We start from the raw sequence: 25,541 nt of genomic DNA on the forward strand, positions 1-25,541 counted from the left end.
ATAAGTTGATTTTTGAATTATTTAATGCTATAATAAGAAAAAAAGAAAGGACTGTTTTCTTTGAAAAAAACATTAATTTTACTTACAGGGATTTTAGTTGTACTATTTTTAACTTCATGTAATATTAACGAAAATCAAATTATAGAAGATAATCAAATTGAAAATACCTTTGAAAAAGGATATTCAACATACACCGATGGAATATTCGGTTTTAGTGTAACATTTCCGTCAACATGGGCAAGTGAAACTTTTGCTTATAGATACGGCTCAGAAAACGAAAATCCTTCTCCTGATTCGGGAATTAATATATACATTGACGGGAATAAAGAAAATTTTATCTACGTATATGAAACTTACGGAAAACAAACGGATAAGTTTGTTAGAGATAGCGGTTATAAAAAAACGGATATTGATAAAAACATTGTTCTTTATGAAAAAGAAAACGGAGATATTATAGAAGCACAGGCATTTATAAATGAAAATGACCACATATCTGCTAATATCAAAATGGATATTAAAACATATAACTTATACAAATCAGAAATTATCAAGTTGCTAAAAAGTATAAAATGGACGCAAAAGGGACAGACCCCAATGCGTCCATAAAGAGGTAATAAAATGAAGAAAATAGTTTTATTAATATGCATATTTATTTTTGGTATTAATATTATGGCATCAGCCAATGTAAATAATGAACTTAATGAAATAGCATTGTTATTAGAAAAAGGAACAATTAAAAATTATGAATCAATTTTAATTCCGTTAAAAGGAGACCCTGAGGGTTTTAATATTTTAGAAAGTGATGATTTAAGCACAATTTCTTTTGGCGACGGCATTAAAGGTTACAAAGTTGATTTTAAAAAACTAAAAAAGGCATACGATAATGGCGAAAAAAATGTACTTCCCTATTTAGTTGAAGATAACAAATATTATTTTCCGATAATTGTTTCAGGCAGAGAGGTTGCGACAGTAGAAATAGTAAAAGATGACTCAGGTTACAAGGTTTTATGTGTATCAAATGAAAATAATTTAAAGGAAAACATTGATTTTAAAAATGCAAAATATATAAAACAAACAACAATAATAAACGGATTTTTAATTAATGACGGCAAACAGGAAATTTTTATAGATTTAGATAAACCTATAGATGCAAAGTCAACAAACGATAATGTTATTAACGACTTTATAAAAAGAATGGAAAGTTCGCAGGGTGGACTTATCGGCGGAGGCAGTTTCTTTGAAAACAACATTTATACTTTTCTGTTAATACTACTAATTATTACATTAGTATTTGCAGTTTTTTATGGTGTAAAAAAACTTAAGAACAAATAATTTTTAAACAAGAGGGTTATAATGAAGAAATTTGTAGTATATTTTTTAGTATTAATATTATCAGCGGGAATTTCCATATATGGCAACGCATCTTCTACGCCTGTTTCCCGATTAAGATGTATTGAATTTATTATATATCATTCTTCTATTAACATAGAAGAAGCAGATACAACTATACTAAAACAATACACAGATACGAACGAGCTTTCCGCAGAGGATAAAAATATTGTCAGTCTGGCGTTGCAATATAATATAATAAAAGGTTACGAAGATAAAACTTTACGGCTTACACAAAATGTAACAAGAGCAGAATTTGCCTGTATGATATACAGAATAAAAGATTATTATACTTCTCCTGTTGACAGTATTACATACAATGGTAACTATAAAGATTTATCTTACTGGAACGAAAAAGAGGTTAAATACTGTATAGAACATGGGTATTTAATGGGATACGGAGATGTGTTCGGTTCGGAAGATAATATAACAGAGTCACAACTTAAAATTATAGGTGAACGCTTGCAATACGGATTAAATGCAAGGCAAAAGTATTCTTTATATGAAATCTGCGGGACTTCCCCTATATCAATGAATCAGATTTTAAATTCTGCCTATGATAATGAGATATGTCAATTTACACCTATAATTACTGCTAAAGGCGGTGCAGAATATGAGAGACCTTCGTACGATAAAACTTTGGTAGCAGATCAAATGATTATAATGATGGATGCAATAGGAAATCTTGACTATGAAAAACTAAAAGACGAGAGTTACAAAGAGCATCAGATGAATTTTTGCTTTCCTTATTCTATAAGAACCCCAAACCAAATTATATTTAAAGATGACCGAAGTATTACTATAACGGATATTATAGAAGAAGCGCAAAAATTTGGAACAAAGAGAGAAAGTATTCATGTTTTTGCACCCGAAAACTGTTATGAAACAGTTTTTCCTGCAGTGTTCAGTACAAAACAGGCTTGTGGATATGAGTATTTCAGATATGAAAAATGTGACAATCTGCCCGAAGAAATAGAATTAAACAAATGGTATAAAAGAAAGGTAACAACTGTTTATACAGATACTACAGGGAGAACAACAACGCTGTCAGTATGGTACGGCCCTATTGAAACTTATGCTTTATAAAATAATTTTAAAGAGTGATAAAAACTAAATTGGTAGAGGAGGTTTTTGTTATGCATATATCAAAAAATAAAATCCTGATTTGTATTTTAGTTATAATTGCAATAAGTTTATGTCTGATTTGTTTATTTTCGTTAAACAATAAGGAAGACAAATTGACTGATGAGCAAATTTCGCAATTAAGAGAACAATATCCGATATGCGGTATTATTGAACCTCCGAATGTATCTCTTAATCATAATATTTCACTTGAAGATATAATCGAACTTTCTGATTCGTTTGTATATGGCGAAGTAGTGGGAGATTATAAAACATATTTCGTAAATGCTTCAACAGGCAAAACTGAGGTAGATAAAAAAAGGAAAGATAAAGGAATTGAAGATACATTTGAGTTTTACGAATATACTCTTAATGTTATAAACGATACCGAAGGTAAATATCAAAAAGGCGATGTTATTACTATAAGCGATAATATCATTTTTAAAGACTACAATCCAAAATTATCCGATGGAATGAAGGTAGTTGTACCTGTATTTGAAGGTAAAAATGCAAAGCATCCGACAAGAAGAAGTTATTCAGTTATAGGAATGTATTATGTAACAGACGATGGATATACAATTTCAGCATTTTCTGAAAACAAACAAGCAAAGAAGATATATAGCGGTATTAAGGTTGATGAATTATTAAAAAAATTAGAAAAATAGGTAACAGAAGGAAAAATTATGCTTAAAATTAAAATTATAACTTTAGGAAAAATTAAAAATAAAGATCTTAAAAATGCAATTTCAGAGTTTGAAAAAAGGCTTTCAAAGTATGCAAAACTTGAGGTTTTGGAACTTAATGACCTGCCTATTTCGGAAAAGCCGTCTCAGAGTGAAATTGATATATGCTTAGAAAAAGAAGCGATTGAAATCAAGAAGAGATTATCCGACAAGTCATACACCTTTACATTGTGTATCGAGGGTAAAAAAGTGACTTCAGAGGAGCTTTCCAAAATGATTTCAGATATTTCTCAAAACTACTCTGAAATAAATTTTGTTATAGGAAGTTCTTACGGTATTTCTGATAAGATTAAAAAAGAGAGTGATTTTAAACTTTCAATGTCGGATATGACATTTCCGCACAACATAGCAAGGCTAATGCTTACCGAACAAATTTACCGTGCCTTTAAAATTCAAAAGGGCGAATCCTATCATAAATAAATCAACCTTTTTATATAATAATAAGGGTGATTATATGAATACTTTTTTAGATTTACAAAAAAAAGAAGTAATAAATGCGGATGATGGTACGAGGCTTGGATATGTGAGTAATATTGACATAGATTTAACTACAGGAGAAATAAAAGCAATAAGAATCCCATCCTCAACAAAAACATTTAATTTTTTCGGGAAAAATGAAGACTATGTTATTGAATGGGGAAAAATTAAAAAAATTGGCGATGACATAATTTTAATTAAGGAGAACATATGAAAAATATTTTTTTTGATTTAGACGGAACAGTTATAAACTCTATGGAGGGTATATTTAATTCAATTAAATATGTTATTAAGTCCTATAATCTAAAAGAATTAGACGAAAAAACATTGCGAACGTTTATAGGTCCTCCCCTGCATAACTCTTTTTTAAATACATTTAATGTTGATTTTGAAACTGCAGATATTTTTGTTTCAAAATACAGAGAATATTACAGCAAAAAAGGAATTTTTGAATTCTCGCTTTATGACGGAATGAAAGAAATGCTTACATCTTTATCCAAAGATTATAGTTTATTTATAACAACATCCAAACCGACAGATTATGCGAAAATGATACTTGAAAAAGAAGATATATTAAAATATTTTAAATTTGTATCAGGAAGCGAAAAGGACAAGCCTGACAGTTCCAAAATTCAGGTTGTAAACTATGTTACTAAAAAATTTAAACTTAATAAAGAAGACTGCGTTTTAATTGGCGATACTAAATTTGACGGCGAGGGTGCAACTGATGTTGGAATTGACTTTTACGGTGTAAGTTATGGGTTTGGCACAACAGATGAATTATTAAAATATAATCCTGTAAAAATATTTAATGATACAAAAGAAATTACAGATTATTTTAGCCGTCGGAGAGCTATCCGAACCCGCCTCTAACACTTAAAAATCGGCTTTTTCGTTGTTGTCGCTTTCGATATACCTCGTATTATCGAAATCTTCCGCCTAGAAAAATCTCAATTTTTAAGAGTTAGAGGTTCGAAGAATTTTCAAATTAGGAAATTTTTCGATAGAATGAGGCAAAAGGTGCAGGGAATATGCGATATTTCCAAGACTTTTAACGAAATTATATCAAAAATTTACAATTTAAAAACGAGTTCGGATAACTTTCCGACGGCTATGAGGTAACAAAATGGAAATAAATATCGGAGATATTTTAACTTTAAAGAAAAAACATCCTTGCGGGTGTGAAACCTTTGAAGTAAAAAGAGTGGGAATGGATATTGGAATAAAATGCACTAACTGTTCTCACTATACACTGATTGAAAGAAAAAAATTAGAAAAAAACATTAAAAAAATAAATTAGTTTAACACTTTTTATATCTTCCTATATAATAAATATAGGAGGTGCATCATGGATGAACTTGTCTTAATGGCGTTTGTGGCGACTTTGGGAACGTGGTTTGTTACAGCCCTTGGCGCTGCAACCGTTATTTTTTTTAAGGCTCCAAGTACAAAGATACTTAATCTTATGCTTGGGTTTGCATCAGGAGTTATGATTGCGGCAAGTTTCTGGTCTTTACTTTCTCCTGCCATTGCACGCGCAGAGGTTTCCTCTTCCCTTCCTGCCTATATTGTTGTAACTATTGGTTTTTTATTCGGTGCAGTATTTATGTGGATTTCAGATAAAATCGTGTCCCAATCCATAAAAAAAGCAAATTCACTTGATGATAACAGGAATGAAAAAACGGGAAGAATTATTATGCTTATTCTTTCTATAACTCTTCACAACATTCCTGAAGGTCTTGCTGTAGGAGTTGCCTTTGGTGCTTTAAAAAACTCAGGTTACAGTTTAGAAAGTCTTATGGGTGCCATATCAATCGCAATCGGAATAGGTTTGCAAAATTTCCCTGAAGGTGCAGCAGTTTCTCTTCCTTTAAGAAGAGAGGGATATTCAAGAAAAACAAGTTTCTTCTACGGTCAGGCATCAGGAATGGTAGAGCCAATAGCAGGAGTTATAGGTGCTTTACTTGTCGTTTATATAGAAATAATACTTCCTTATGCCCTGTCTTTTGCAGCAGGTGCAATGATTTTAGTAGCTGTTCATGAACTTATTCCAGAATGTCAGAGCAGTAAAGACAAACAGCCATATTTTGCCACTATGGGAATAATTTTAGGATTTGCTACTATGATGCTTTTAGATGTTATGTTAGGTTAAAAAGGGCTGTAAAAAAAGTCTGGACCGCAAAAAGTGAAATATATCAATGTTTTTTAGGAAAAAAGCCTAAAATATATATGAAAAAGGTAAAGATTTTTTTTAAAAAATCTTTGAAATTTATACTTTTTGCTATGAACAAATTTAGCCACTTGACGTACCTTAGTACGCCTTCGGGTAACCCAAAATCAAAGATTTTGGCTAAATTTGTCCATTCCAAACATTTTTTCCTAGCCCTTTTATATTACATTGGGGATATTAGGTTAAAAAAGGCTGTAAAAAAAGTCTGGACCGCAAAAAGTGAAATATATCAATGTTTTTTAGGAAAAAAGCCTAAAATATATATGAAAAAGGTAAAGATTTTTTTTAAAAAATCTTTGAAATTTATACTTTTTGCTATGAACAAATTTAGCCACTCGACGTACCTTAGTACGCCTTCGGGTAACCCAAAATCAAAGATTTTGGCTAAATTTGTCCATTCCAAACATTTTTTCCTAGCCCTTTTAAATTACATTGGGGATGTTAGATTAAAAAAGGCTGTAAAAAAAGATGTTTGAATATTTTCAAACATCTTTTTTTAATAAGTATATTTACATAATTAAATCAGCATAGGAAAGTGAAATTTCCATCATTATTTCCATTCCGTTAGCAAGATTTCCTGAAATGTTAGATACCAACATATCGCCAAACATTTCATTAATGTCAATTGCTTTGCCATAAGTTTCTAAAACTTTGCATTTTACTCTTAATGTAAAACCGCTTCCGTTATTCCAAACAAGTGACGGATACATTACAATTTCAGTATCAATGCCGTAATTCTTTTTAATAAACTCAGGAAGTGTAGAAATCTTATCAATAAACATTGAACTGAATTCTGAAGCAAAACTATATGACTTATATGCTTCTTCTTTTGCTTTCTGAGGTTTGTTATATGCAATGTTTTCAACGCCTTCTATTACACAGTCAAACTCTTTGTAATTTGCAGGGTATGTTGCAATATTTTTATTTAAACTGATATCATATTTAATAAAGTTACCTTTAGAATCTTTTAATGTTGAATAACCTGTTTTAGTACCTGTAATCTCATCAAACTGGATAAGTAAAAGTGCAAGTGTTTTATGAGTTAATTTATCATTAATACCTAATTTACCGTCACAAGTTAAGAATACTCCTTGTTGGAAAGCAAAATTAAGATAATTTCTTTTTGTACCGCTTACTGACTGAGCATCACTATATACTGCATCACTTACATAAGGTACAATCGGAGTATTGGACTTTTCAATAGCCATATAAGATAACATTGCTACAGCGTCTCCCACTGTTGCTTCTTTGTCTGAAAACTCTTTTGTGTCATATTCTTTTCCTAAACATTTGTTTGCAACAATGTTGATGTCTTTTGCATAAGTACCTTCAAAAGTAGATGATGCATTAAATCCAATATAAGAAAGATTTTTTTCTCCGCTTATAATTCTTATAACTGCACGTGCAAGTTCGCCGTTGGTAATTGTTTTATTTTCTTGATACTGTACATCGGTATCAAAAATATCGAAACTGTCAAAAACTGCTTTTAGTACATCGTTAGATACTGTATCTTTAAAGTTTGCCTGTGCTTTATTAAAGTCGGTTTCTCTTGTTCTTATAATAAGCGCTGCCGCTTCAACACGGGATATAGAATCGTCAAGTCTTAAATTAAGACCGTCATCCCCTATCATAATTTTGTAATTATATGCCCAGTAAACAGCACTTTTATTATAATTTGAACTTGTTAAAGCACTTGGTGCGTATAAACCTTCTTTAGAACCAAATCTTTTCCATAAAAGTGTAACTGCTTCGCCTCTTGTAATCGCTTTATCAGGATAGAAATTACCATCCGCTGAATCAAAACCTGAAGTCATAATATATTCATAACCCCAGTGAGATGCATCAACATCATAAAAAGCAGTTTCTCTTGAAACTTCGCCTTTACCCATCATTTTAACAAATTCTGCACGGGTAACAGTATTGTCAGGTCTGAAACTTCCGTCGGTATAACCTTTAACAGTACCATCGTTAACAAGTTTTTCGACATTTTGGTATCCCCAGTGAGATGCGTCAATGTCAGTAAAAGTAATATTCGCCAGTGCTACTGTACCAAACATCATAAATGCCAGTACAAAAGAAATTATTCTTTTCATATTATAGCCTCCTTAAAAATTTATATATATGTATACATATATATTTTATTTTAAATTGGCTATAATGTCAATAAGAATTGTTTCTTTTTCTTCAATATTTTTTACCAATTTGAACTGATTTCTTGCACGGTCAAGGTTATGGTTTGGTCTGTGAATTTTAAAATAAGTATCTCCGTTTAAATAATCAGTTAAAAATCTTATTCCACATTCATAAGTCATAAGTTTTGCAGAGAATGGTAAAAGTTCAATTTCTCTTTCAGTAAGAGAATTTTTTGTTTCCGAAAGAAATCCTTTTGCAAACTCTTCAAATATTTTTTCATCAAACCATACTTTAGAAAGATCTGTTTCATCTTCTGCACCTGTTGACGCACCCATACGCAGAGTATCGCCAAAGTCGTATAACATACTACCCGGCATAACTGTGTCAAGGTCGATAACTGCCACAGCTTCTCCTGTTTTATCATCAAATAATATATTGTTTATTTTTGTATCATTATGAGTAACACGAACAGGAATGCTTCCGTCTTCAATACCTTTTACTACAACATCAGAAAAACTTGCGCAGGAAAGTGCAAATTCAATTTCTTCTTTAACCGATTCAGCTCTGCCCGCTTTATCTTCTTTTATTGCTTCTTTTAATGCTTCAACTCTTTTTACGGTATTATGAAAATCTTTAATAGTTTCATGAAGAGTATGTGCAGGATAATCACTTAACATATTCTGAAATCTTCCAAAACCCTTACCTGCATTGTATATGTCTTCTATTGTTTTATCGTTTTCAACAGTTTTTGTGTTTTCAATAAATTTATATACACGAAAACATCCGTCTTCTGTTTTTAAGAAATTTTCTCCGTTATCAGTTTTTACAACAGTTAAAGTTTCTCTGTCAGGATCTCCGCCTTCTTTGATAATTTTTTCTCTTAAATGAGCAGTAACATTTTCAATATTTTCCATAAGTTCGTATGGGTTTTTAAAAATATTTGTGTTGATTCTCTGAATAATAAATCGTGCAGGATTTACTACATAGGTATCATTGATATGACCATTACCATATGGTTCAATTTCCTTTTCTGTTTTGAATTGTTGTAAAATGTAATTTAAATCCATATTTTTTTCACCTCATAATATTTACTTTTTAATTTTTATATGATATATTATATACGGTCAGAAATCAAATTTAAATACACAAAAAGTTCAAAAATATTTGATTTTAGTTCAAAAAGGTGAGAAAAATGGAATGGAAACCTATTAAAATTGTTAAACAAGTTAATATTGATGCTCTTTATTCTCTCTTCATTGAGAAAAAACCAGAGGGGTTTGATTTTTCAGGGGAAACTCATAATTTTTGGGAATGCAGATATATTATATCAGGGACTGCTTTAGTATCTGCAGATGAAAAAATTTATGAACTTTCTAAAGGAGATATTATATTCCATAAACCTATGGAAATGCACAAATTATCCGTAAATGGAAAAAAGGGTGCGCACATTTTAATCTTCTCTTTTAATCTTAAAGGTAAATATGCAGATTATTTTAATGACAAAGTATTTCACTTAACAGAAGAACAACAGGATATTATAGAGTTATTTTTGGAATTTATTAAGTCAAATGAAGATGATTTAATTATGAATTATAAAAAGGAAGAACAGTTCTTATATGCAAAGAAAGATAATCCGTTGTATTTACAACAAGTGGTTACTCACCTTGAACACTTACTTTTATCTTTGGCAGATAGTCCTAATATTTCAAAGGTGTCAACCAGTAAAGATGCACTTATATTTAAAGATGTAATAAAATATATGAATGATAATGTTTTTAATCATCCAACTGTATCAGATATTGCGAAAAGTTGTTATTTAAGCCAATCGGGTTTAAAAAGACTGTTTGAAAAGTATGCAGGAATAAGTATCCATAAATACTTTCTGAAATTAAAATTCAAGGTTGCTACCAAAATGTTAAAAGACGGAATGAGCGTGAGTGAAGTATCCGAAAAACTTAATTTCAGTTCACAAAGTTATTTTTCTGTTTCATATAAGAGAGAAATGGGAATAAGCCCGTCAGAAATTTGATTATAATTTTAAAAACCACCAAAATGGGGACTGTCCCCATTTTGGTGGTTTTATATACTATTTAAGGAAATCTTTACCTTTTTTATCAGTCATTACTATCATCTTCATACTATCACTGATAACAGCATCTGGATTTGCAAAGACTACATCGTTTATATTTTTAAAAGCTATTATGTTTATATTATGCTTTTTCCTCAAATCAAGTTCTCTTAATGTTTTACCTATCCATTCAGATTTTATACCTATTTCCAGAATTGAAATATTATCAGTTATATCAGCAATATCTATAAATCCTGAACTAAGGAGATTTTTTGCAAGTCGAGTTCCTGATTCGGTTTCGGGCAAAATAACTTCATCTGCTCCGATTTTTTTTAAAATCTTACATTGTGATTCGTCGGAGCATTTTACAATAACTTTGCCTTTGCAAACTTCTTTACATAGCATTGTTGCCATAACACTCGCCTCAAAACTTTTTGCCATTGAAATAACAACGACATCTATATCCGATATTCCAAGTTGCTCTATCACTCCGGGCTCTGTTATATCCGCACATTTACAAATGGGAATTTCTCCTACCAGTTCATCCACAATTTTTCTATCCCTATCAACTGCCAGAACCTCAGCTCCATTATTCAATAACTCTTTTACAACTGCTCTTCCATATCTTCCAAGTCCAAAAACTGCATAATTTTTACTCATATAAAAACTCCTTATCCAACACTTATTTCTTCAACGGGATTTTCAATAAGATTTTCTTTTCCCCTATTTACACTAAAAGCAAAAGCGAGAGAAATAGGCCCTACTCTTCCAAGATACATAGTTAATGTAATAATAATTTTACCTACTGTATTCAGAGTACTCGTATAATTTCTGCTCAAACCAACTGTTGCTGCGGCACTTATAGTTTCATATAATATATCAATAAATTCGCCGCCATTAAAAATTATAAGTAATAAAGTTGAACCTATAACAGTAAGCAGCGAAACTGCGAAGATGGATACTGAACGTTTTATAATTTCTGTTGAAACCTGCCTGTTAAACACATCTACTGTTCTTTTGTTTTTTATAACCGCCGCCGTACTTACAAGCAAAACAAAAACAGTAACCGTCTTTACTCCACCGGCTGTTCCTGACGGTGAACCACCAATAAACATAAGAAGCATTGATATAAATGCAGATGCATCTGTAATACATTCTTGTGCTATTGATGCGAATCCTGCCGTTCTTAATGTAACAGACTGAAACAGGGATACCATAATTTTTTCCCCAAATGTATATCCGCCCAAAGTATATGGATTGTTATATTCAAAAATTAAAATCAAAACCGTTCCTATAATTATCAAAAAAGCCGTAACTGACAGTGCAATTTTACTGTGAAGAGATAAAAATTTTACACATTTACGTTTTTTTCCTCCCAGCACTTTAGCCAAATCAAATAAAACAACAAACCCGATACCACCTGAAATAATAAGCGTAACAGTTGTTATATTTATTATCGGATTAAGGGCATATTCACACAAACTGTTTTCTGAAATTATATCTATACCAGCATTACAAAAAGCAGATACAGAAGTAAAAACTGACACCCATATTCCTTTTAAACCTAATTCGGGAACAAAAACTATCATATATAATAATGCACCTGCAAGTTCTATTACAAAGGTCAGCAATATTACTTTTTTTACGAAATTTAATATTCCTCCTATAGAAGTCATATTAAAGGAATCACTGATTAAAATTTTATCATTTATATTAATTTTACATTGCAAAATCATCATCGCGCCTGCAATAACTGTTATAACTCCCAAGCCACCCATCTGAATAAGAAAAAGTATAACAATCTGACCAAAAATGCTCCATGTTGTTATAGTCGGCAAGGTTACAAGACCTGTTACACAAGTAGCCGATGTTGCAATAAAAAGTGCATCAACATAGGGCACACTCTTTTCACTTGCCGAACTTATAGGCAGGCTTAAAAGAATACTTCCAATCATAATTACAAATAAAAAAGCAAACATAATCATATGTATTGATGAAAATTTTCTTGTAATCTTTTGCAATTTATCACACCTTTCGACATTATTTGACATTCTTACTATGATTTTGTCAAGTTAGGGACAAAGAACTCTTTAAAATATAGAAATATATCGAGAATTCCAAAGAATTCATATCGATGCATTGCTAATTCAATACAATATCTACTCTATTTAAAATCTCACCGTTAAAGAATGCATTCATATTTTTTATCATTATATCAAAACATCTTTCTCTTGCTTCTTTTGCCCCCCAAGCCATATGAGGAGTCAGGCACACATTGTCATAATCTTTTATCTCAACATAGGGACTATTTTTTGAGAGTGGTTCTTTGGAATACACGTCACATCCAAGACCAGCAATTTTACCTTCTTTCAGTGCAAGGCATATCGCCTCCTCGTCAACAACTGCCCCTCTTGCAGTATTTATAAATATAGCATTTTTCTTTAACAGTTTTATTTTTTCTTTGCTTATAAGATTTTTTGTTTCCTCCGTCAAAGGAATATGAACTGATATTATATCACTTTCGCTTAACAATGTATCTAAATCGACACACTTTACGCCTTCTTCTTTTTTTCTTTTATAACAAATTATATTGCAACCTAAAGCTTTTGCAATCTCTCCAACTCTTTTACCGATTGCCCCGTATCCTATAATCCCCCATGTTTTAGAATAAAGTTCATTATATACAGGGGTAAGAATATTGGCAGAAGAAGAATCTATATATGTCCCGTCTTTCACATAACGGGTATATTCGCTTATATGATTGCATAAATAAAGCGCCATTGCAACTGTAATTTGTGAAACACTATAAACCGAATAACCAGGAACATTACATACTGCAATACCTCTTTTTTTACAATAATCAATATCTATGTTATCGTATCCTGTTGCCGCTTCGCAAATCAATTTTAAATTTTTTGCATCTTTAAGATTTTCTTCGTTAAGTTTAAGTTTATTTACAAATATTACATCAGCATCTTTTATTCTTTCTTCAACACAATCAGGGGTGGTTGTATCATAAGAAACAACTTCTCCAATTTTATATAAATAAGAAATATCAAGATCTTCCCCTAATGTTAATCTGTCTAAAATAATAATTTTCATATTTTAACCCGTAACCTTTATTTTATTTGCACCTATATACTGTGAATTAATCCAGTACATAGCAGTTTCAAGGTCAATTTCATGACCGCCGTCAAAGATATCCAAAAACACACGACAATCAGGATATCTTTTTATTATCTCGTTATATAATTCAACACTTTGAGTCATTGGAACAGTATTGTCAAATTTACCGTGAAAAATTTTAAGGTTTGCTTTCGCTATCGTATCAATATAGGAAAAAGGCGACCTTTCCTCCATCACTTTAGCGTCATTACCACAACAAGCAAGAACATGTTCACGGTAATATCCGTTCTGAGTTGTCCATTTCTCAAGATTGGTTATAGGCACATATGCTCCTATCGCTTTAAAATACTCAGGGCAGAAACCTGCCATAAGAAGTGCCATATGACCACCACCACTAAGACCTAATAAAAAAATATTATCCTTATCGATATTTTCGTTTTCAACTAAATAGTCAATTGCATCTTTAATATCCTGTTTGGCTGACATTGAGCCACAGGCTTTAGTACAAACAGGATTACTTTTTAAATTACTGCCGCGAAATTCAGGAAGCAAAAGATTAAAGTCATATTTTTCTGCAATCGGCACCATATTTTCAATCTGATTAAAACGATCGTTACTCCAGGTATGAAGTCCGACAAGTAAGGGGCGTTTATCCTTTGATTCTGATTTATAAAAAAGTGAAGGTTGCATTGACCCATCTATTGTAGACCTTACTAAAATTTCTGTTTGTTTCATTTTAAATTCCTCATTTTTTATTTATTATAAATTTCCATAGTCATACCGCTTTTCCCACCTTTAATACCTTCCAAAACAAAAATTTTAGCAGGCGAAGAAAAATCGGTTATAAACATAATTCTTTTCGGTTCTATCTTATTTAATTTAAATTCATAAAAAACATCTGATAAGCGGTCAATACGGTTTACCATAGTAAGTTTCCCGCCAAATTTCAGGGCGTATTCTGCTGCTTTTACACATTCTTTAAGTGTAACCAGCACTTCGTGCCTTGCACAAGTTTTAAAACTATTGTCATTTTTAAACCCTGAATCAATCACTTTATACGGAGGATTTATTGTGACATTATCAAAAGAATATGCTTCAATATATTCTTTGTAATCTTTTACATCCTTATTTATAATTTCAATTTTTCCCTCTAAAGAGTTAAGTTTTACAGACCTATTTGCCATATCACAAATATGCGAAAAATATTCTACACCCACAATTTTTTTCGGATTTTTAAGACCGCATAAAAGTATCGGAATTATACCACTTCCCGTACATAAATCCAAGACTTTACCGCCATTTTTAATATTCGCAAATTTTGAAAGTGCAACTGCATCAGTACCGTATTTAAACTCTTCGTTATTCTGAATAATTTTAAGATTATTTATATTAAGGTTATCTATAACCTCGTTTTCCTTTAGCAACATAAGCCCCTCTCTATAAGCAAATGCGTTAATATCCAAACTCGCCAAAACCTTTAAAATTCGACTTTTTTGTCGTTGCCGTTTCCGATATATTTCGTATATTCGCAGGAATTTCTGCAGGATTAAGCGAAATTTCTAATTTTAAACCATAAGGTATTCAACTCCCGAGTGCCTATGAAAAAAAGCCTGCTCTAAGGCAGGCATTTTTTAAATTACTCTTGAACAGGCGCTCCTACAGGACAAACTCCTGCACATGCTCCACATTCGATACATTCGTCAGCGTTGATAACGTATTTATCATCACCTGCTGAAATAGCACTTACTGGGCATTCACCTTCACAAGCACCACACATAATGCATTCATCTGAAATAATATATGCCATTGGTCCGCACCTCCTTAAATTTATAATACATCTACCGTAAACTTTTCCATTTACGCCTAAATTATAACACATATTTCAAAAGATATCAACTATTTTTTTAATCTTCTAATTTTTTAAGTTCTTTATATGTTTCTTCATCAAGTGTCGTGTCCGCATTCTTTAAAATTTTAATCTCAGATACATTAAACTGCTGAACTGCATTTGTACTTGATACAACGGCTCTTAAAGTTCCTTTTAATATATTTACATCTAAAACGGTTGCTTCGCCCTGAGGAGTTTTAATTAAAGATTTTGGTCTTGGAGTAATTTTCCAGAGTTCTTCATAATTTTCCTGTTCAAAATTAAGGCAACACATAAGACGTCCGCACCCACCTGAATTTTTAGTAGAGTTAAGACTTAAATTCTGGTCCTTTGCCATTTTTATAGACACCGGCTGAAAATCTCCTAAGAAGCTTGAACAACAAAACGGCCTACCACATACACCGATACCTTTAATAATTTTGGCTTCGTCACGCACACCGATTTGTCTTAATTCAATTCTTGTTTTAAAAACTGCCGCTAAATCTTTAACAAGTTCACGAAAATCTACTCTTCCTTCGGCAGTAAAATAAAACAAAATCTTTCCTCTGTCAAAAGTATATTCAGCATCCAGTAAAGTCATATTAAGTTTATGTTTACTTGCTTTTTCTTTGCAGATTTCTATGGCTTCTTTTGCCTTTATCTGATTTTCCTGCAAGGTTTTCATATCTTTTTCGTTTGCTATTCTTACAACAGGTTTTAGAGGATGTAAAATATTTTTATCATCTACCTCTCTGTTTGCAATAACAACTTCGCCAAGTTCAACACCTCTTGATGTTTCTACAATGGCATATTGCCCTTTTTCAATTTTTAGATTATTCGGAGAAAAGTAATATGTTTTACAATTCTTTTTAAATCTTATTCCTACTATTTCAGTCATGAATTTCCTCCCTGATATTTAAAATAGAATTTAACACTGCCAGTTTATAATTTGCATTTTTAGTAAGTTGTTCATTTAAATCAGCCAATATTTTTTGGATATTGAATACATTTGATATACTCAGTTTTCTGACAAGAAATTCAAGTTTATCCTTTATATCAATATTGACAACTGCATTCTCATTTGATGCTTTTATATATGCTATATCCATAACAAATAAAGACATAAGTTTAATAATATCGTTTTTTAAATCCTTATTTTTCATAAATATATCAAAAATAGGATTGATAGCTGTTTTATTACTGTTATTTATAAGTTCATAAAAAGCATTAAGAACATTATCCCTGAATTTTAGACTCTCATTATCTGAAATAAGTTCTATCATTTTAGAAATACTTCCACCGGAAATATTTGCATAAATGTTTTTATTATCTATGTTATTATAATATTTATCAAGATAGATTTCAAGTTCTTTTGGATTTAAATTTGCGAATTTATAAATTACTGCTCTTGATTTTATAGTGGTTAATATTTTAGAAAGCCCGTTTGTAATCAGAATTATGGTTATATAAGAAGGCGGTTCTTCAAATATTTTAAGCATTGCATTTTGCGCTTCCACCGTCATTTTCTCTGCGTTTTCAAGTATGTATATTTTTCTTCCGTTATAAAAAGGTTTAAGATAAACCTCTTTTTTAAACTGACGGATAGATTCTACTGATATAGAGGCTTTTTGCTTTCCGTCTTCTCCTATCGTTAAGTCTAAAACTTTTAAATCAGGATGGACTTCGCCTTTAGTAAGACGGCAGGTATTACAAACTCCACATAAATCAGAAGAAAAATCTTCACACAAAATTCCTGCCGCAAAGATTTTGGCACACTTTAACTTACCTATCCCCTCTTCACCATCAAAGATGTAGGCATGGCTTATTTTTTTTGATTTAATTGTATCAATTAAGCCTGATTTTACAAAATCGTGACCGATTATTTCTTTAAAATTCATAGTTATCTATATTCCCTTGTAATATTAGAATTTGCAAGAAGAGGATTTATATTTAAAGTTACCTTGTCAAGAGGCTTAACATTTCCGCCTGTTACATCTGCAACAGTATTATACATACCTACTCTTCCTACAATTTTATAATTTGTTCCATTAATATTAACATAGTTTTTCTTTCCGAACGACTTTACATTATTATATACTGCACGAAGTACATCTCTTATTCTAAATGTATCCTGACTTTTTTCAGTCATAAAACCATCTTTATACCCTACAGGAATAATGGCAATATCGGTTATCCCTTTTGTTTTATATGTATTGCCGTATCCGATATTTGAATCTGCTTTTAATGTTTTTACTGATAAAACTTCGCTTTCTAAGTACGCAATTTTTCTTAAATTAAGAGTGTTTGCAACAGGAATTCTTCCAAGAATGGCAGAACCTAATCTTACTGCATCAAGACGAGTATTTTCAAATTTCAACGCAGCCGAAGAATTTGCAATATGTTTTATTTGGAATTTAAAATCAAATGTTTCAAGATATGATATAAGGGATAAAAAGTTTTCAAATTGTTTTTTTGTTATTTTATATTTCTTTTCAAACGCACAAGAAAAGTGAGAATATATCCCCATATAATTTAAATTTTTAAGTCTTAATGCTTTAACTATTTCCTCTTTGTTATGATATGAAAAACCAAATCTTCCAAAGCCTGTATCAATTTTTATGTGAACATCTACGGTCTTTTTTAAATCTTCGCATACAGAAGAATAAAGTTCGCCATTTTCATATGAATCTAATGTTAATGTAATATTATTTTTTATAAGTTCCCTTACTTCTTCCTCTTTGGAAGATGGAGTAAGAAGAAGTATTGTTTCAGAAAGAAAACCTTCTTTTCTTAATTTCAGTGCTTCATTAACTTCGGAAACGGCGAAAAAATCTATTTTGCAATCTCTTAATAAGTTTGCCATATTAACAAGCCCAAGGCCGTATCCGTCACCTTTTAACACTGCAATTATTTTAGTTTTCATTTCCTTTTTTAAAACGGATATATTATATCTTATATCATCTTTTGATACTATGATTTTCTTATTTACCATTTTTATTTCCTCTTATGACATATAGTTTTCTTCTAAGTTCCCTGAATGTCTTTTCTGCAAAATTAAACATAAAATTAAGTGGTTTATTAAATACAAGTTCAAGTTCCCCAACGAAAGTTACATAAGTTCCCCGAAATTGCTTTTTGAAATTATATATACTTTTTCCACGTGTGCCGCCGTTTTTGTTCTTTTCACTTTCTTTATCTTTTGCTTCAACTCCTCTGAAATCATAAATGTCACACTTATTATCTATTGCCCATTTCATCATTTCCCATTGAAGTTTTTCACTCGGATACTTATTTCTGAATTCATTGCCCGAAGCACCATAAAGATACCACACTTTATTTCCGTAGTATATTGCCAAAACTCCTGCTATGGCTTGTCCTTTATCAGTTGATGGTATAATTTCTTCGCCCGTTTCTTTGGCTTTTTTTATTCTCTCAAACTCTTCATGGTTATAGTATGCCATATAAAGTCTTAGAAAGTCCGGTGCAAGTACATCATACATTTTTTCAAAATATTCAAGATTTCTTACAACGAACTCGTCACGCTGACCTGTTAAGTCCATAAGATGACTGAATTTTTTCAAATCTTCCCTGTTGCCGATTTCTAATGTAACACCGTTGTTTTTATTGATTTTATTACGTGTATCAGACTTAAACATCATTCTTACAGTGTCATAGTCTTTATCTTTTATATCCTGTCTGAAAACGTGTTTCGGTTGAATGGCTTCAAATTTCTTTGACTTGTCATTTGATTTAAAGCCAAGATCTTTCATTATTTTTAAGAATTCCTCAGATTCTTTTTTTGTTTTTTCATTTATTATATTATTTTCTTCTTCGCCCTCTTCAAGTTCTGCAGATGGGGATATTACATCAGGATCAATTTTTAAAACGAGGCTCTTATATTTTTTTGCAAGTTCTTTTGTTCCTTCTATAAGTTCACATATTGTTTCCCTGTCACATATATCGCAAACAGGGCCTCTCGGTGCATACATAATTGTATAATTAAGAACAGGCAGTTTTCTTATAAGAAGATTTAAAGTTCCTTTTATATTATCGTTTTCATCAAGTGATATAACTGCTTCATTTATCCAGTTATCTTTAATTTTACCCCAAAGTGTCGATTGCATAAAATGCCCTTTTTTATTACTAAAAACGAACTCATCAAATTTTTTATGTGTTTCTTTGGTTAAATAAGTTATCATAGTTAAACTCCTATATTGATTTCATAAGTATTTTCATCCCAATTTACTGTAAATCCAAGATTTTCAGAAAATGCACGAAGTGGTATATATGTTCTGTCATCTATAATCTTAGGAGATACATCAATTGTACTTTCAACACCATTAACAGTTATGATATTTCTTCCCTCTGTCATAGAAATTACTTTATCATCTTTTTTAACAGTTGCAGTACTAGTACTATCATCCCATAAAACCTCTGCTCCCAGTTTTTCAAAAACTGCTCTTAACGGAACTAATGTTCTTTGGTTTTCAATAAATGGATATGCATCGTAAAACTGTACTTTTTCTTGGTTTAAATATATTTTTGGATGAACAAGAGGATTTACTGCTATTTTAAATTTCATACTGTCAAAATCTCTCATTGCAAAAAATCCGTTATGCGAAAAGTCATAGTCAATCTGACCGTTTAATTTCATTAACTGTTTTCCGTTATAGTCAAAAAGAAAATTCTCTGTTTCGCTTCTTGCATAAATGATACCTTCGCCTAAATCAAGAACTGATTGATATATCGGTTCAATAACTGTATTCCCATTCATATCAAGACAACCAATAAGAGCATAGGCATCAATTTCAGGATGTGGTACTCTAAGATACATAAAATTTTTATCGTCATTAGAAATAGTATACAAAGACGCTCCCTCAGGTGCCTGATAAATAAGTTCGTTATTTAAATTATATATGCCGTTGTTATAAACAAAACGGTTATTATATAACTCTATCCCGTAGCACCATGTCCAAGGAATAACAGTGTTTTTATTTTTATCAACTACTGAACATCTTCCATATTCGGAATTTAAGAAGATGTAATCGGCTACAGGAGCAAATCCGTCATTATCGCATTTAAAAATATTACCGTCTTTATCAATTAAAACAGAATCTCCTACACCGTTTCCTGCAGACGCATAACCTCTGTCCTTTTGGAAATATGATGCTATCCAGTAAGAATCAGGAGGTAGAATTTCTTCTCCTGTTTCTTTTATAAATCCGTATTTCCCGTTAGTATATGTTCCGTAATCGCTTAAAATCCCATCTGCGCATATCATTGCAATTCCCTGATGGAAACCGTAAGCGTACTCATATTTATGCGGAATAACTGTTGTACCGTAGGAATTGATATACCCAAACTTTTTATTGATGCTTACAGGAATTAAATCAGAAGACCCATCTCCTGCACTTGGAAAACCTGTTAAGTGGCTAAGATAGCCAATCTGTGTTATATGGCTTTTTTCATGGGTATCGGAAAAAGCATCATAAATAAACTCTGTTACCTGCTCCCCTTTATTGTTAATAAAACCGATATAACCATTATCGCCTAAAACTGCAACAAGACCGTTAGGTGTTATTCTTTTTTGATTTTCGGTAAAAGGAGTAACTATCTGGCAATATTTATTTATAACAGCAGACCCTTTTTCGTTATATACAAGTCCGATATCTTTCCCAATATCTATAATTGAATAAACTTGGTCACTTGCCCATTCAAGTTCCATTGAAAAAACAGGTAAAGATAAAAACAATGTCAATGCACATATTAATAAAACAAAACGTTTCATTTTTTTCCTCCAACAACAAAATAATATCATTTTCTTGCTAACTAAATTGTCTATCATTATATTAGTAACTATGTCTAACAAATAACTCATTTCTTTTTATAAAGATTTAAAATCTAAAACAAATGTATATTTTTTATATCCGATGCCAACGCCACTCATTATAAAAAATCAAATCACCTAAACTCAAATAATTTTCTTGCTACCACTTTAATAACATCCACATTAACAGCATTTCCAAATTGTTTGTAGGCTTGATGAAGATCGGAATCTGGTATGAATGAATTTGGAAAACTTTGAAGTCTTGCAACTTCTCTAACAGTTAACCTTCGTTTATAACGTCCAATAATTGGAATTTGAACTATAGCTACAAGAGCTGGAAACGTACAATCAGTTTTTACTCTAATGCCTGACGGTCGGAACTGTATTACTCCATCCCACAAAGAGTTAATTTTATCTCCAGCTTGCCATTCCAATTTTTTTTGAGTGGGAGTAAATAATTCTAAATTATTGTATTTTTGTAACCATTTATCTATAAATCTTTTATTATTATCATAAAGTTTTTTGTTTTTTCTAATAAACTCCTTCTTCCAAATCGGGAAGTTTTCCTCTTCGTCCTTATCCCTAAAATATTCTGCCCATATAGGAAATCCTATAATATTTTCGGAAATTCCATTATAAAACTCATTCCAAGCATTCAATACATATTCTTCTTTTTCGTTAATGTAATACTTTTTGTCTACTCTTTGCTTTTCAAGTATACTATAAATTGAGTTGTCCTCTTTTGATTTCAAATTATCGAATGTAATTACTAAATCTTTATTAGAATTTTTTGGATCGTAAACCCCAAGAATAACTACTCTCTCTCTCAATTGTGGAACACCTAATTGATGGGGACTTATAATTATTGGACGTGGTGTTAATCTATACCCAAGATCGTTTAAACTTCTATAAATTGTATTCCATGTATTACCATTATCATGCGATACTAGATTTCTAACATTTTCAAGTATTATATACTTGGTTTTATGATACTTAAGTATTCGTTCAATTTCAAAAAACAATGTCCCTCTAGTATCGCTCATTCCTTTCTGAAACCCAGCTTTGGAAAATGTTTGGCAAGGGAACCCCGCGCAAAGTACATCGTGCTTGGGAATATCCGTTGCATCAACTTGCCTTATATCATAATCTGCATTTATGCCATAATTTTTGTAATAGGTTTTTATACAATGAGGATCTATTTCAGAAGCAAATACACATCTCCCACCAAGTTGTTCCATTGCTTGATGAAAGCCCCCAATCCCCGAAAATAAGTCAATAAATTTAAATTCTTTCATTCAATCACCCCAAACAATTATCCAATAAATATTAGTAACTTTTTATTTCAAAAATTTATTTGATGGATTAAAAAGTTACTGATATTCTGCTTTTTTATAGATATTTTCGGTGCACGAGGACTACCATCACTGTTATGTCCCTGTTTAAAAACATCTAAATATTGACTATTAAATCTATTAATTTCCAATATTAAATACGAAGTTAATTCCACTGAATTTTTCATTTTGCTAGCATAACTCATCAGATTTGATTTCTTAAGCAAAGTATTCCAGAACATTGTAACTTCATACTCATGGTTCTTATCTTTTTCGGTGTCATGGTTACATACTATATAATAAACACTGGAATCACTTATAATAGACATAATGGTATCCCAGTCATTTCCTTGAATTCCAGGAGAATCATTGCTATGTGCTTTTAGATCACCATAGTTTCCGGTTTGTGGAAAAAATAAATCTAAATCAATTTCTCCTTTCTTTTTATTTTGTGTATATTGAATAATATCTTCAACATGATATTTTTTTATATACTTAGCAAGATTATACTCCAAGTAAAACCCTGGCCATTCAGGTTGTAAAGCGTTATTAAAATGCTCTGCAACCATTTCTTTGTAAGAATTAACACCATGCCAAGATTTTGATAATTTTGCAAAAAAATCATCAAGTACCGCAATAAAATCTAATCTAAGATCAATACCGGTATCAAATTTACTTTGTAAGAATTTCTCAACATTCTCAGTATTGACAACCGTGATTATATTTTTATTTATATCTTTTTTTTGAAAAATGCCAAATAATAGACCATTTTTTAAATCAATTGTATAAACATGAGCAGAGGAATTATGTGCTTTTCTACTTGCATATTTTTCAACATCAAAATCAACGAAAAGTATTGTTTGTTTATATTTATAAACTCCTATCAATAATGTATGTATCCCCTGTTTTTTGTTTTTTACATATACTTCCTTAAAATTATCGCCTATTTGAATTCGTTTTTTAAAGTAAGGATGAGGAGTTCCTAAATAACTTACATTTTTGAAATATATACAATAATGTTCTTTATCATATTCACCATATAAACAACCATCTTTAAGTTCTACTTTCGGAAAATATTTTTTTAATATATGCACTAATTCTTTAGAAGATAATATTTCACCATAATCTTCTACTACTTCATATTTCTCATTTACTTGTTCAACTTTAATATTACTATAATACATCTTCTTTCTCCATTATCAACCTAATTTGTTTGGCAATTCTTTGTATAACAGTTACACAAACTGAATTTCCAACTTGTTTATATGCCTCCTGTAATGTGGTTCCTTTTGGAAAAGTAAAATCATTTGGAAAACACTGAAATTCGAGACATTCCCTTACAGTTAATTTTCGATATCCATATTCGTCTATAATAATGGGAACTCTATCAGTTCTAGTACCCATTGAAGCAGTCAGTGTTGGGCATGATTGGTTTTTAGCTATATGAATACCGGAATCATGAACTCTATATATAGAATCTATACGTTTGACTTTACTAGTCATATAATTCCATATTTTATCTTCTGAATTATAATAATAAACATCTTTCTGCCGAACATTTCTTTTAATAATATCAAAAATACTGATTTTTAATTCTACAGGTTCCGGAAAAGCAAACTTTTCACACAAGTAATCATTTTTGAAAGCAACTACATAAGTACGGTTTCTTGTTTGTGGAGTATTTCCATACTCATTGGATGGCATATTTTTATATTTTACAACATAACCTAATTCCGACAGCGCATTATACATAATAATAAAGGTTTGACCATTATCATGATCAATAAGATTCGCTACGTTTTCCAAAAAAATTATTTTAGGCATCACACATTTTGCCACATCAATTATTTGAAAAAACAAATTTCCTCTCTTATCCTGGAATCCTTTGTGTGGTCCTGCCACCGAGAAGGGTTGACAAGGAAACCCCGCTGTGAGGACATCGAAATAAGGTATCGTTTTCTTATCTATACAGCAAATATCACCTTCCACTAAATACGAATTACCAAAATAATTCCGATATGTTCTACAAGCAGAAGAATCTTTTTCATTTGCCCACACGATATCAAATCCTGCCTGTTTGAACCCAAGACAAATACCACCAATTCCAGCAAACATACTACCAACTGTAATTTTACTCTTAATCATATATTTCTCCTGCAAAATTATACTATAATAAATCTTGTTTATACTTGTGTCAAAACTTAAATGAAAAATGACAGTTAAATTTTGAACTTAAAGCCTACTCTAAACAATTCTATCTTCGATAAAATCATTATTCCACCAGTAAAAACGTTTGATGGCAAAGAGATTTTTACGCAGTCATCAATGACTCATAAGCAAAAAACATTTTACTTATTGTAGAATACAACTAGAAATGAAACTCCACCGAGATTATTATAACACAAAAAAACTAAGCAGTCAATTTTTACTTAATATTATTTACTCTGCTCTTCCTCCTTCAATGTGTATAAAATATGCCTTATAATAGTTATAGGTTGAAAGCGGACGGTTATAAGCATTAAAGCTGTGTGTTGTAACCAAAATCTGAGGCTCTGTTTTAGTTATCATTAAAGAGTGATATATTCTTCCCTCCTCATTTTCAAACTGAACGATATCTCCCAAATTTACATTATAAGAATCAGTAAGTGTTCCATAAGGACCAACTGATTCATTATTTAGTAAAAAACGATTAAGATACTGCGCCGCTGTCCAGGAAGGACTTCGGTCAGAAGATGTTATATAGTACCAGCCGTAATCCTTAGTATAATTCATAATACCAATTCCAGCATAAATACACTGGGACACAAAATTAGTGCAGTCCCCTCCAATATCAGAAAAATCATAATACTTTGGATTTCTTTCATAAGCCCACTTTTTAGCATAGGAAACTGCCAGACGCCTGTCATAAATTATTTCACGCATACATTTATTCCCCCTTACTTTATTTTATGCATTTAAAGATAAATGGGAGTAATACTTGAAAATATATTATCCATTTGCTAAAATAATATTGGTGATATTATGAGTAAGTATTATTTTATTATAAATGTTATTTCTTATCTATTTATGTTTATTTTATTTTTCTTTTCGGTAAGTTATAAAAAAGTTATATTTATGGTAAACTTTACAAACGAAAGTTTATCAGCAAATCTTTTAATTAAAAATTTCAGGAATTTTCTTTTTAATGTAACAGCATTCTTTTTTTCTTTGAGTCTTATTTTTAATAAT

27 protein-coding genes are annotated in these 25,541 nt (G+C 31.0%); 10 read left to right on the forward strand and 17 right to left on the reverse strand.

Going from position 1 to position 25,541, the window contains the following annotated elements:
• Positions 1 to 60: 60 nt before the first annotated feature.
• The 9 genes from E7419_02175 to E7419_02215 all read left to right on the forward strand — a co-directional run bounded on the left by E7419_02175 (position 61) and on the right by E7419_02215 (position 5,883).
• The gene (locus E7419_02175) at positions 61 to 606 is read left to right on the forward strand and encodes a hypothetical protein (GenBank protein ID MBE7013996.1); all 546 of its coding nucleotides are present in this window, start codon (positions 61 to 63) and stop codon (positions 604 to 606) included.
• A gap of 12 nt (positions 607 to 618) precedes the next feature.
• On the forward strand, positions 619 to 1,332 hold the full coding sequence (locus tag E7419_02180; protein ID MBE7013997.1) for a hypothetical protein: 714 nt from the start codon (positions 619 to 621) through the stop codon (positions 1,330 to 1,332).
• A 21-nt stretch (positions 1,333 to 1,353) separates the two neighbouring features.
• Positions 1,354 to 2,475 carry an S-layer homology domain-containing protein gene (locus E7419_02185; protein MBE7013998.1) on the forward strand — a complete coding sequence of 374 codons (1,122 nt, stop codon included), beginning with the start codon at positions 1,354 to 1,356 and terminating at the stop codon, positions 2,473 to 2,475.
• Positions 2,476 to 2,525: 50 nt separating this feature from the next.
• Positions 2,526 to 3,176 (forward strand): hypothetical protein, encoded by a 651-nt coding sequence (locus E7419_02190; protein MBE7013999.1) that lies wholly within the window; start codon positions 2,526 to 2,528, stop codon positions 3,174 to 3,176.
• An 18-nt stretch (positions 3,177 to 3,194) separates the two neighbouring features.
• Entirely contained in the window at positions 3,195 to 3,674 is a 480-nt protein-coding gene (rlmH, locus tag E7419_02195) for a 23S rRNA (pseudouridine(1915)-N(3))-methyltransferase RlmH (GenBank protein ID MBE7014000.1), read from the forward strand.
• A gap of 34 nt (positions 3,675 to 3,708) precedes the next feature.
• Positions 3,709 to 3,945: a YlmC/YmxH family sporulation protein gene (locus E7419_02200; GenBank protein ID MBE7014001.1), complete on the forward strand. Its 237-nt coding sequence runs from the start codon at positions 3,709 to 3,711 to the stop codon at positions 3,943 to 3,945.
• Complete coding sequence (locus E7419_02205) at positions 3,942 to 4,604, forward strand: HAD family hydrolase (GenBank protein ID MBE7014002.1); 663 nt, start codon at positions 3,942 to 3,944, stop codon at positions 4,602 to 4,604. The genes E7419_02200 and E7419_02205 overlap by 4 nt, the downstream gene beginning before the upstream one ends.
• 253 nt (positions 4,605 to 4,857) lie before the next feature.
• The gene (locus E7419_02210; GenBank protein MBE7014003.1) at positions 4,858 to 5,031 is read left to right on the forward strand and encodes a DUF951 domain-containing protein; all 174 of its coding nucleotides are present in this window, start codon (positions 4,858 to 4,860) and stop codon (positions 5,029 to 5,031) included.
• Positions 5,032 to 5,079: 48 nt separating this feature from the next.
• The gene (locus tag E7419_02215) at positions 5,080 to 5,883 is read left to right on the forward strand and encodes a ZIP family metal transporter (GenBank protein ID MBE7014004.1); all 804 of its coding nucleotides are present in this window, start codon (positions 5,080 to 5,082) and stop codon (positions 5,881 to 5,883) included.
• A 587-nt stretch (positions 5,884 to 6,470) separates the two neighbouring features.
• On the opposite strand, the gene E7419_02220 is transcribed toward E7419_02215, so the two are convergent.
• Both E7419_02220 and E7419_02225 read right to left on the reverse strand, forming a co-directional pair.
• Positions 6,471 to 8,054, reverse strand: a complete 1,584-nt coding sequence (locus tag E7419_02220) for an S-layer homology domain-containing protein (protein ID MBE7014005.1) — start codon at positions 8,052 to 8,054, stop codon at positions 6,471 to 6,473.
• Between the two features lie 45 nt (positions 8,055 to 8,099).
• Positions 8,100 to 9,161 (reverse strand): aminoglycoside phosphotransferase family protein, encoded by a 1,062-nt coding sequence (locus E7419_02225; GenBank protein MBE7014006.1) that lies wholly within the window; start codon positions 9,159 to 9,161, stop codon positions 8,100 to 8,102.
• 125 nt (positions 9,162 to 9,286) lie between these two features.
• Between E7419_02225 and E7419_02230 the strand changes: the two genes are divergently transcribed.
• A complete protein-coding gene (locus E7419_02230; protein ID MBE7014007.1) occupies positions 9,287 to 10,123 on the forward strand; it encodes a helix-turn-helix domain-containing protein in 837 nt (278 codons plus the stop codon).
• 57 nt (positions 10,124 to 10,180) lie between these two features.
• Here the strand turns inward: E7419_02230 and E7419_02235 are convergent, their stop codons facing one another.
• From E7419_02235 to E7419_02305, 15 genes are all read right to left on the reverse strand, one after another.
• On the reverse strand, positions 10,181 to 10,822 hold the full coding sequence (locus tag E7419_02235) for a TrkA family potassium uptake protein (protein ID MBE7014008.1): 642 nt from the start codon (positions 10,820 to 10,822) through the stop codon (positions 10,181 to 10,183).
• A gap of 11 nt (positions 10,823 to 10,833) precedes the next feature.
• The gene (locus E7419_02240; protein MBE7014009.1) at positions 10,834 to 12,213 is read right to left on the reverse strand and encodes a potassium transporter KtrB; all 1,380 of its coding nucleotides are present in this window, start codon (positions 12,211 to 12,213) and stop codon (positions 10,834 to 10,836) included.
• A gap of 91 nt (positions 12,214 to 12,304) precedes the next feature.
• Complete coding sequence (locus E7419_02245) at positions 12,305 to 13,264, reverse strand: hydroxyacid dehydrogenase (GenBank protein MBE7014010.1); 960 nt, start codon at positions 13,262 to 13,264, stop codon at positions 12,305 to 12,307.
• A 3-nt stretch (positions 13,265 to 13,267) separates the two neighbouring features.
• Positions 13,268 to 14,023 (reverse strand): hypothetical protein, encoded by a 756-nt coding sequence (locus E7419_02250; protein ID MBE7014011.1) that lies wholly within the window; start codon positions 14,021 to 14,023, stop codon positions 13,268 to 13,270.
• Between the two features lie 17 nt (positions 14,024 to 14,040).
• On the reverse strand, positions 14,041 to 14,715 hold the full coding sequence (locus E7419_02255; protein ID MBE7014012.1) for an SAM-dependent methyltransferase: 675 nt from the start codon (positions 14,713 to 14,715) through the stop codon (positions 14,041 to 14,043).
• 209 nt (positions 14,716 to 14,924) lie between these two features.
• Entirely contained in the window at positions 14,925 to 15,095 is a 171-nt protein-coding gene (locus E7419_02260; protein MBE7014013.1) for a 4Fe-4S dicluster domain-containing protein, read from the reverse strand.
• A gap of 97 nt (positions 15,096 to 15,192) precedes the next feature.
• The gene (locus E7419_02265; protein MBE7014014.1) at positions 15,193 to 16,053 is read right to left on the reverse strand and encodes a stage 0 sporulation protein; all 861 of its coding nucleotides are present in this window, start codon (positions 16,051 to 16,053) and stop codon (positions 15,193 to 15,195) included.
• Positions 16,046 to 17,053 (reverse strand): hypothetical protein, encoded by a 1,008-nt coding sequence (locus E7419_02270; protein ID MBE7014015.1) that lies wholly within the window; start codon positions 17,051 to 17,053, stop codon positions 16,046 to 16,048. Before E7419_02270 ends, E7419_02265 begins: the two co-directional genes overlap by 8 nt.
• Before the next feature lie 2 nt (positions 17,054 to 17,055).
• Entirely contained in the window at positions 17,056 to 18,147 is a 1,092-nt protein-coding gene (gene alr, locus E7419_02275; GenBank protein ID MBE7014016.1) for an alanine racemase, read from the reverse strand.
• Complete coding sequence (locus E7419_02280) at positions 18,137 to 19,354, reverse strand: peptidoglycan bridge formation glycyltransferase FemA/FemB family protein (GenBank protein ID MBE7014017.1); 1,218 nt, start codon at positions 19,352 to 19,354, stop codon at positions 18,137 to 18,139. The genes alr and E7419_02280 overlap by 11 nt, the downstream gene beginning before the upstream one ends.
• Before the next feature lie 2 nt (positions 19,355 to 19,356).
• Complete coding sequence (locus tag E7419_02285) at positions 19,357 to 21,033, reverse strand: hypothetical protein (GenBank protein ID MBE7014018.1); 1,677 nt, start codon at positions 21,031 to 21,033, stop codon at positions 19,357 to 19,359.
• Between the two features lie 83 nt (positions 21,034 to 21,116).
• Positions 21,117 to 22,277: a DNA cytosine methyltransferase gene (locus E7419_02290; GenBank protein ID MBE7014019.1), complete on the reverse strand. Its 1,161-nt coding sequence runs from the start codon at positions 22,275 to 22,277 to the stop codon at positions 21,117 to 21,119.
• A gap of 47 nt (positions 22,278 to 22,324) precedes the next feature.
• A complete protein-coding gene (locus E7419_02295; protein ID MBE7014020.1) occupies positions 22,325 to 23,497 on the reverse strand; it encodes a hypothetical protein in 1,173 nt (390 codons plus the stop codon).
• Complete coding sequence (gene dcm, locus E7419_02300) at positions 23,487 to 24,458, reverse strand: DNA (cytosine-5-)-methyltransferase (protein MBE7014021.1); 972 nt, start codon at positions 24,456 to 24,458, stop codon at positions 23,487 to 23,489. The genes E7419_02295 and dcm overlap by 11 nt, the downstream gene beginning before the upstream one ends.
• A gap of 294 nt (positions 24,459 to 24,752) precedes the next feature.
• Positions 24,753 to 25,235, reverse strand: a complete 483-nt coding sequence (locus E7419_02305; protein ID MBE7014022.1) for an amidase — start codon at positions 25,233 to 25,235, stop codon at positions 24,753 to 24,755.
• Positions 25,236 to 25,541 lie beyond the last annotated feature (306 nt).

The organism is Oscillospiraceae bacterium, from assembly GCA_015068525.1.
Taxonomy (GTDB): domain Bacteria; phylum Bacillota; class Clostridia; order UMGS1840; family HGM11507; genus SIG450.

Bases quoted from the DNA above. Each gene is read 5' to 3' on its own strand.
- E7419_02180 (MBE7013997.1), top strand. From the start codon at position 619: ATGAAGAAAATAGTTTTATTAATATGCATATTTATTTTTGGTATTAAT.
- E7419_02185 (MBE7013998.1), top strand. From the start codon at position 1,354: ATGAAGAAATTTGTAGTATATTTTTTAGTATTAATATTATCAGCGGGA.
- E7419_02190 (MBE7013999.1), top strand. From the start codon at position 2,526: ATGCATATATCAAAAAATAAAATCCTGATTTGTATTTTAGTTATAATT.
- rlmH (MBE7014000.1), top strand. From the start codon at position 3,195: ATGCTTAAAATTAAAATTATAACTTTAGGAAAAATTAAAAATAAAGAT.
- E7419_02200 (MBE7014001.1), top strand. From the start codon at position 3,709: ATGAATACTTTTTTAGATTTACAAAAAAAAGAAGTAATAAATGCGGAT.
- E7419_02205 (MBE7014002.1), top strand. From the start codon at position 3,942: ATGAAAAATATTTTTTTTGATTTAGACGGAACAGTTATAAACTCTATG.
- E7419_02210 (MBE7014003.1), top strand. From the start codon at position 4,858: ATGGAAATAAATATCGGAGATATTTTAACTTTAAAGAAAAAACATCCT.
- E7419_02215 (MBE7014004.1), top strand. From the start codon at position 5,080: ATGGATGAACTTGTCTTAATGGCGTTTGTGGCGACTTTGGGAACGTGG.
- E7419_02220 (MBE7014005.1), bottom strand. From the start codon at position 8,054: ATGAAAAGAATAATTTCTTTTGTACTGGCATTTATGATGTTTGGTACA.
- E7419_02225 (MBE7014006.1), bottom strand. From the start codon at position 9,161: ATGGATTTAAATTACATTTTACAACAATTCAAAACAGAAAAGGAAATT.
- E7419_02230 (MBE7014007.1), top strand. From the start codon at position 9,287: ATGGAATGGAAACCTATTAAAATTGTTAAACAAGTTAATATTGATGCT.
- E7419_02235 (MBE7014008.1), bottom strand. From the start codon at position 10,822: ATGAGTAAAAATTATGCAGTTTTTGGACTTGGAAGATATGGAAGAGCA.
- E7419_02240 (MBE7014009.1), bottom strand. From the start codon at position 12,213: ATGTCAAATAATGTCGAAAGGTGTGATAAATTGCAAAAGATTACAAGA.
- E7419_02245 (MBE7014010.1), bottom strand. From the start codon at position 13,264: ATGAAAATTATTATTTTAGACAGATTAACATTAGGGGAAGATCTTGAT.
- E7419_02250 (MBE7014011.1), bottom strand. From the start codon at position 14,023: ATGAAACAAACAGAAATTTTAGTAAGGTCTACAATAGATGGGTCAATG.
- E7419_02255 (MBE7014012.1), bottom strand. From the start codon at position 14,715: ATGTTGCTAAAGGAAAACGAGGTTATAGATAACCTTAATATAAATAAT.
- E7419_02260 (MBE7014013.1), bottom strand. From the start codon at position 15,095: ATGGCATATATTATTTCAGATGAATGCATTATGTGTGGTGCTTGTGAA.
- E7419_02265 (MBE7014014.1), bottom strand. From the start codon at position 16,053: ATGACTGAAATAGTAGGAATAAGATTTAAAAAGAATTGTAAAACATAT.
- E7419_02270 (MBE7014015.1), bottom strand. From the start codon at position 17,053: ATGAATTTTAAAGAAATAATCGGTCACGATTTTGTAAAATCAGGCTTA.
- alr (MBE7014016.1), bottom strand. From the start codon at position 18,147: ATGGTAAATAAGAAAATCATAGTATCAAAAGATGATATAAGATATAAT.
- E7419_02280 (MBE7014017.1), bottom strand. From the start codon at position 19,354: ATGATAACTTATTTAACCAAAGAAACACATAAAAAATTTGATGAGTTC.
- E7419_02285 (MBE7014018.1), bottom strand. From the start codon at position 21,033: ATGAGTTATTTGTTAGACATAGTTACTAATATAATGATAGACAATTTA.
- E7419_02290 (MBE7014019.1), bottom strand. From the start codon at position 22,277: ATGAAAGAATTTAAATTTATTGACTTATTTTCGGGGATTGGGGGCTTT.
- E7419_02295 (MBE7014020.1), bottom strand. From the start codon at position 23,497: ATGTATTATAGTAATATTAAAGTTGAACAAGTAAATGAGAAATATGAA.
- dcm (MBE7014021.1), bottom strand. From the start codon at position 24,458: ATGATTAAGAGTAAAATTACAGTTGGTAGTATGTTTGCTGGAATTGGT.
- E7419_02305 (MBE7014022.1), bottom strand. From the start codon at position 25,235: ATGCGTGAAATAATTTATGACAGGCGTCTGGCAGTTTCCTATGCTAAA.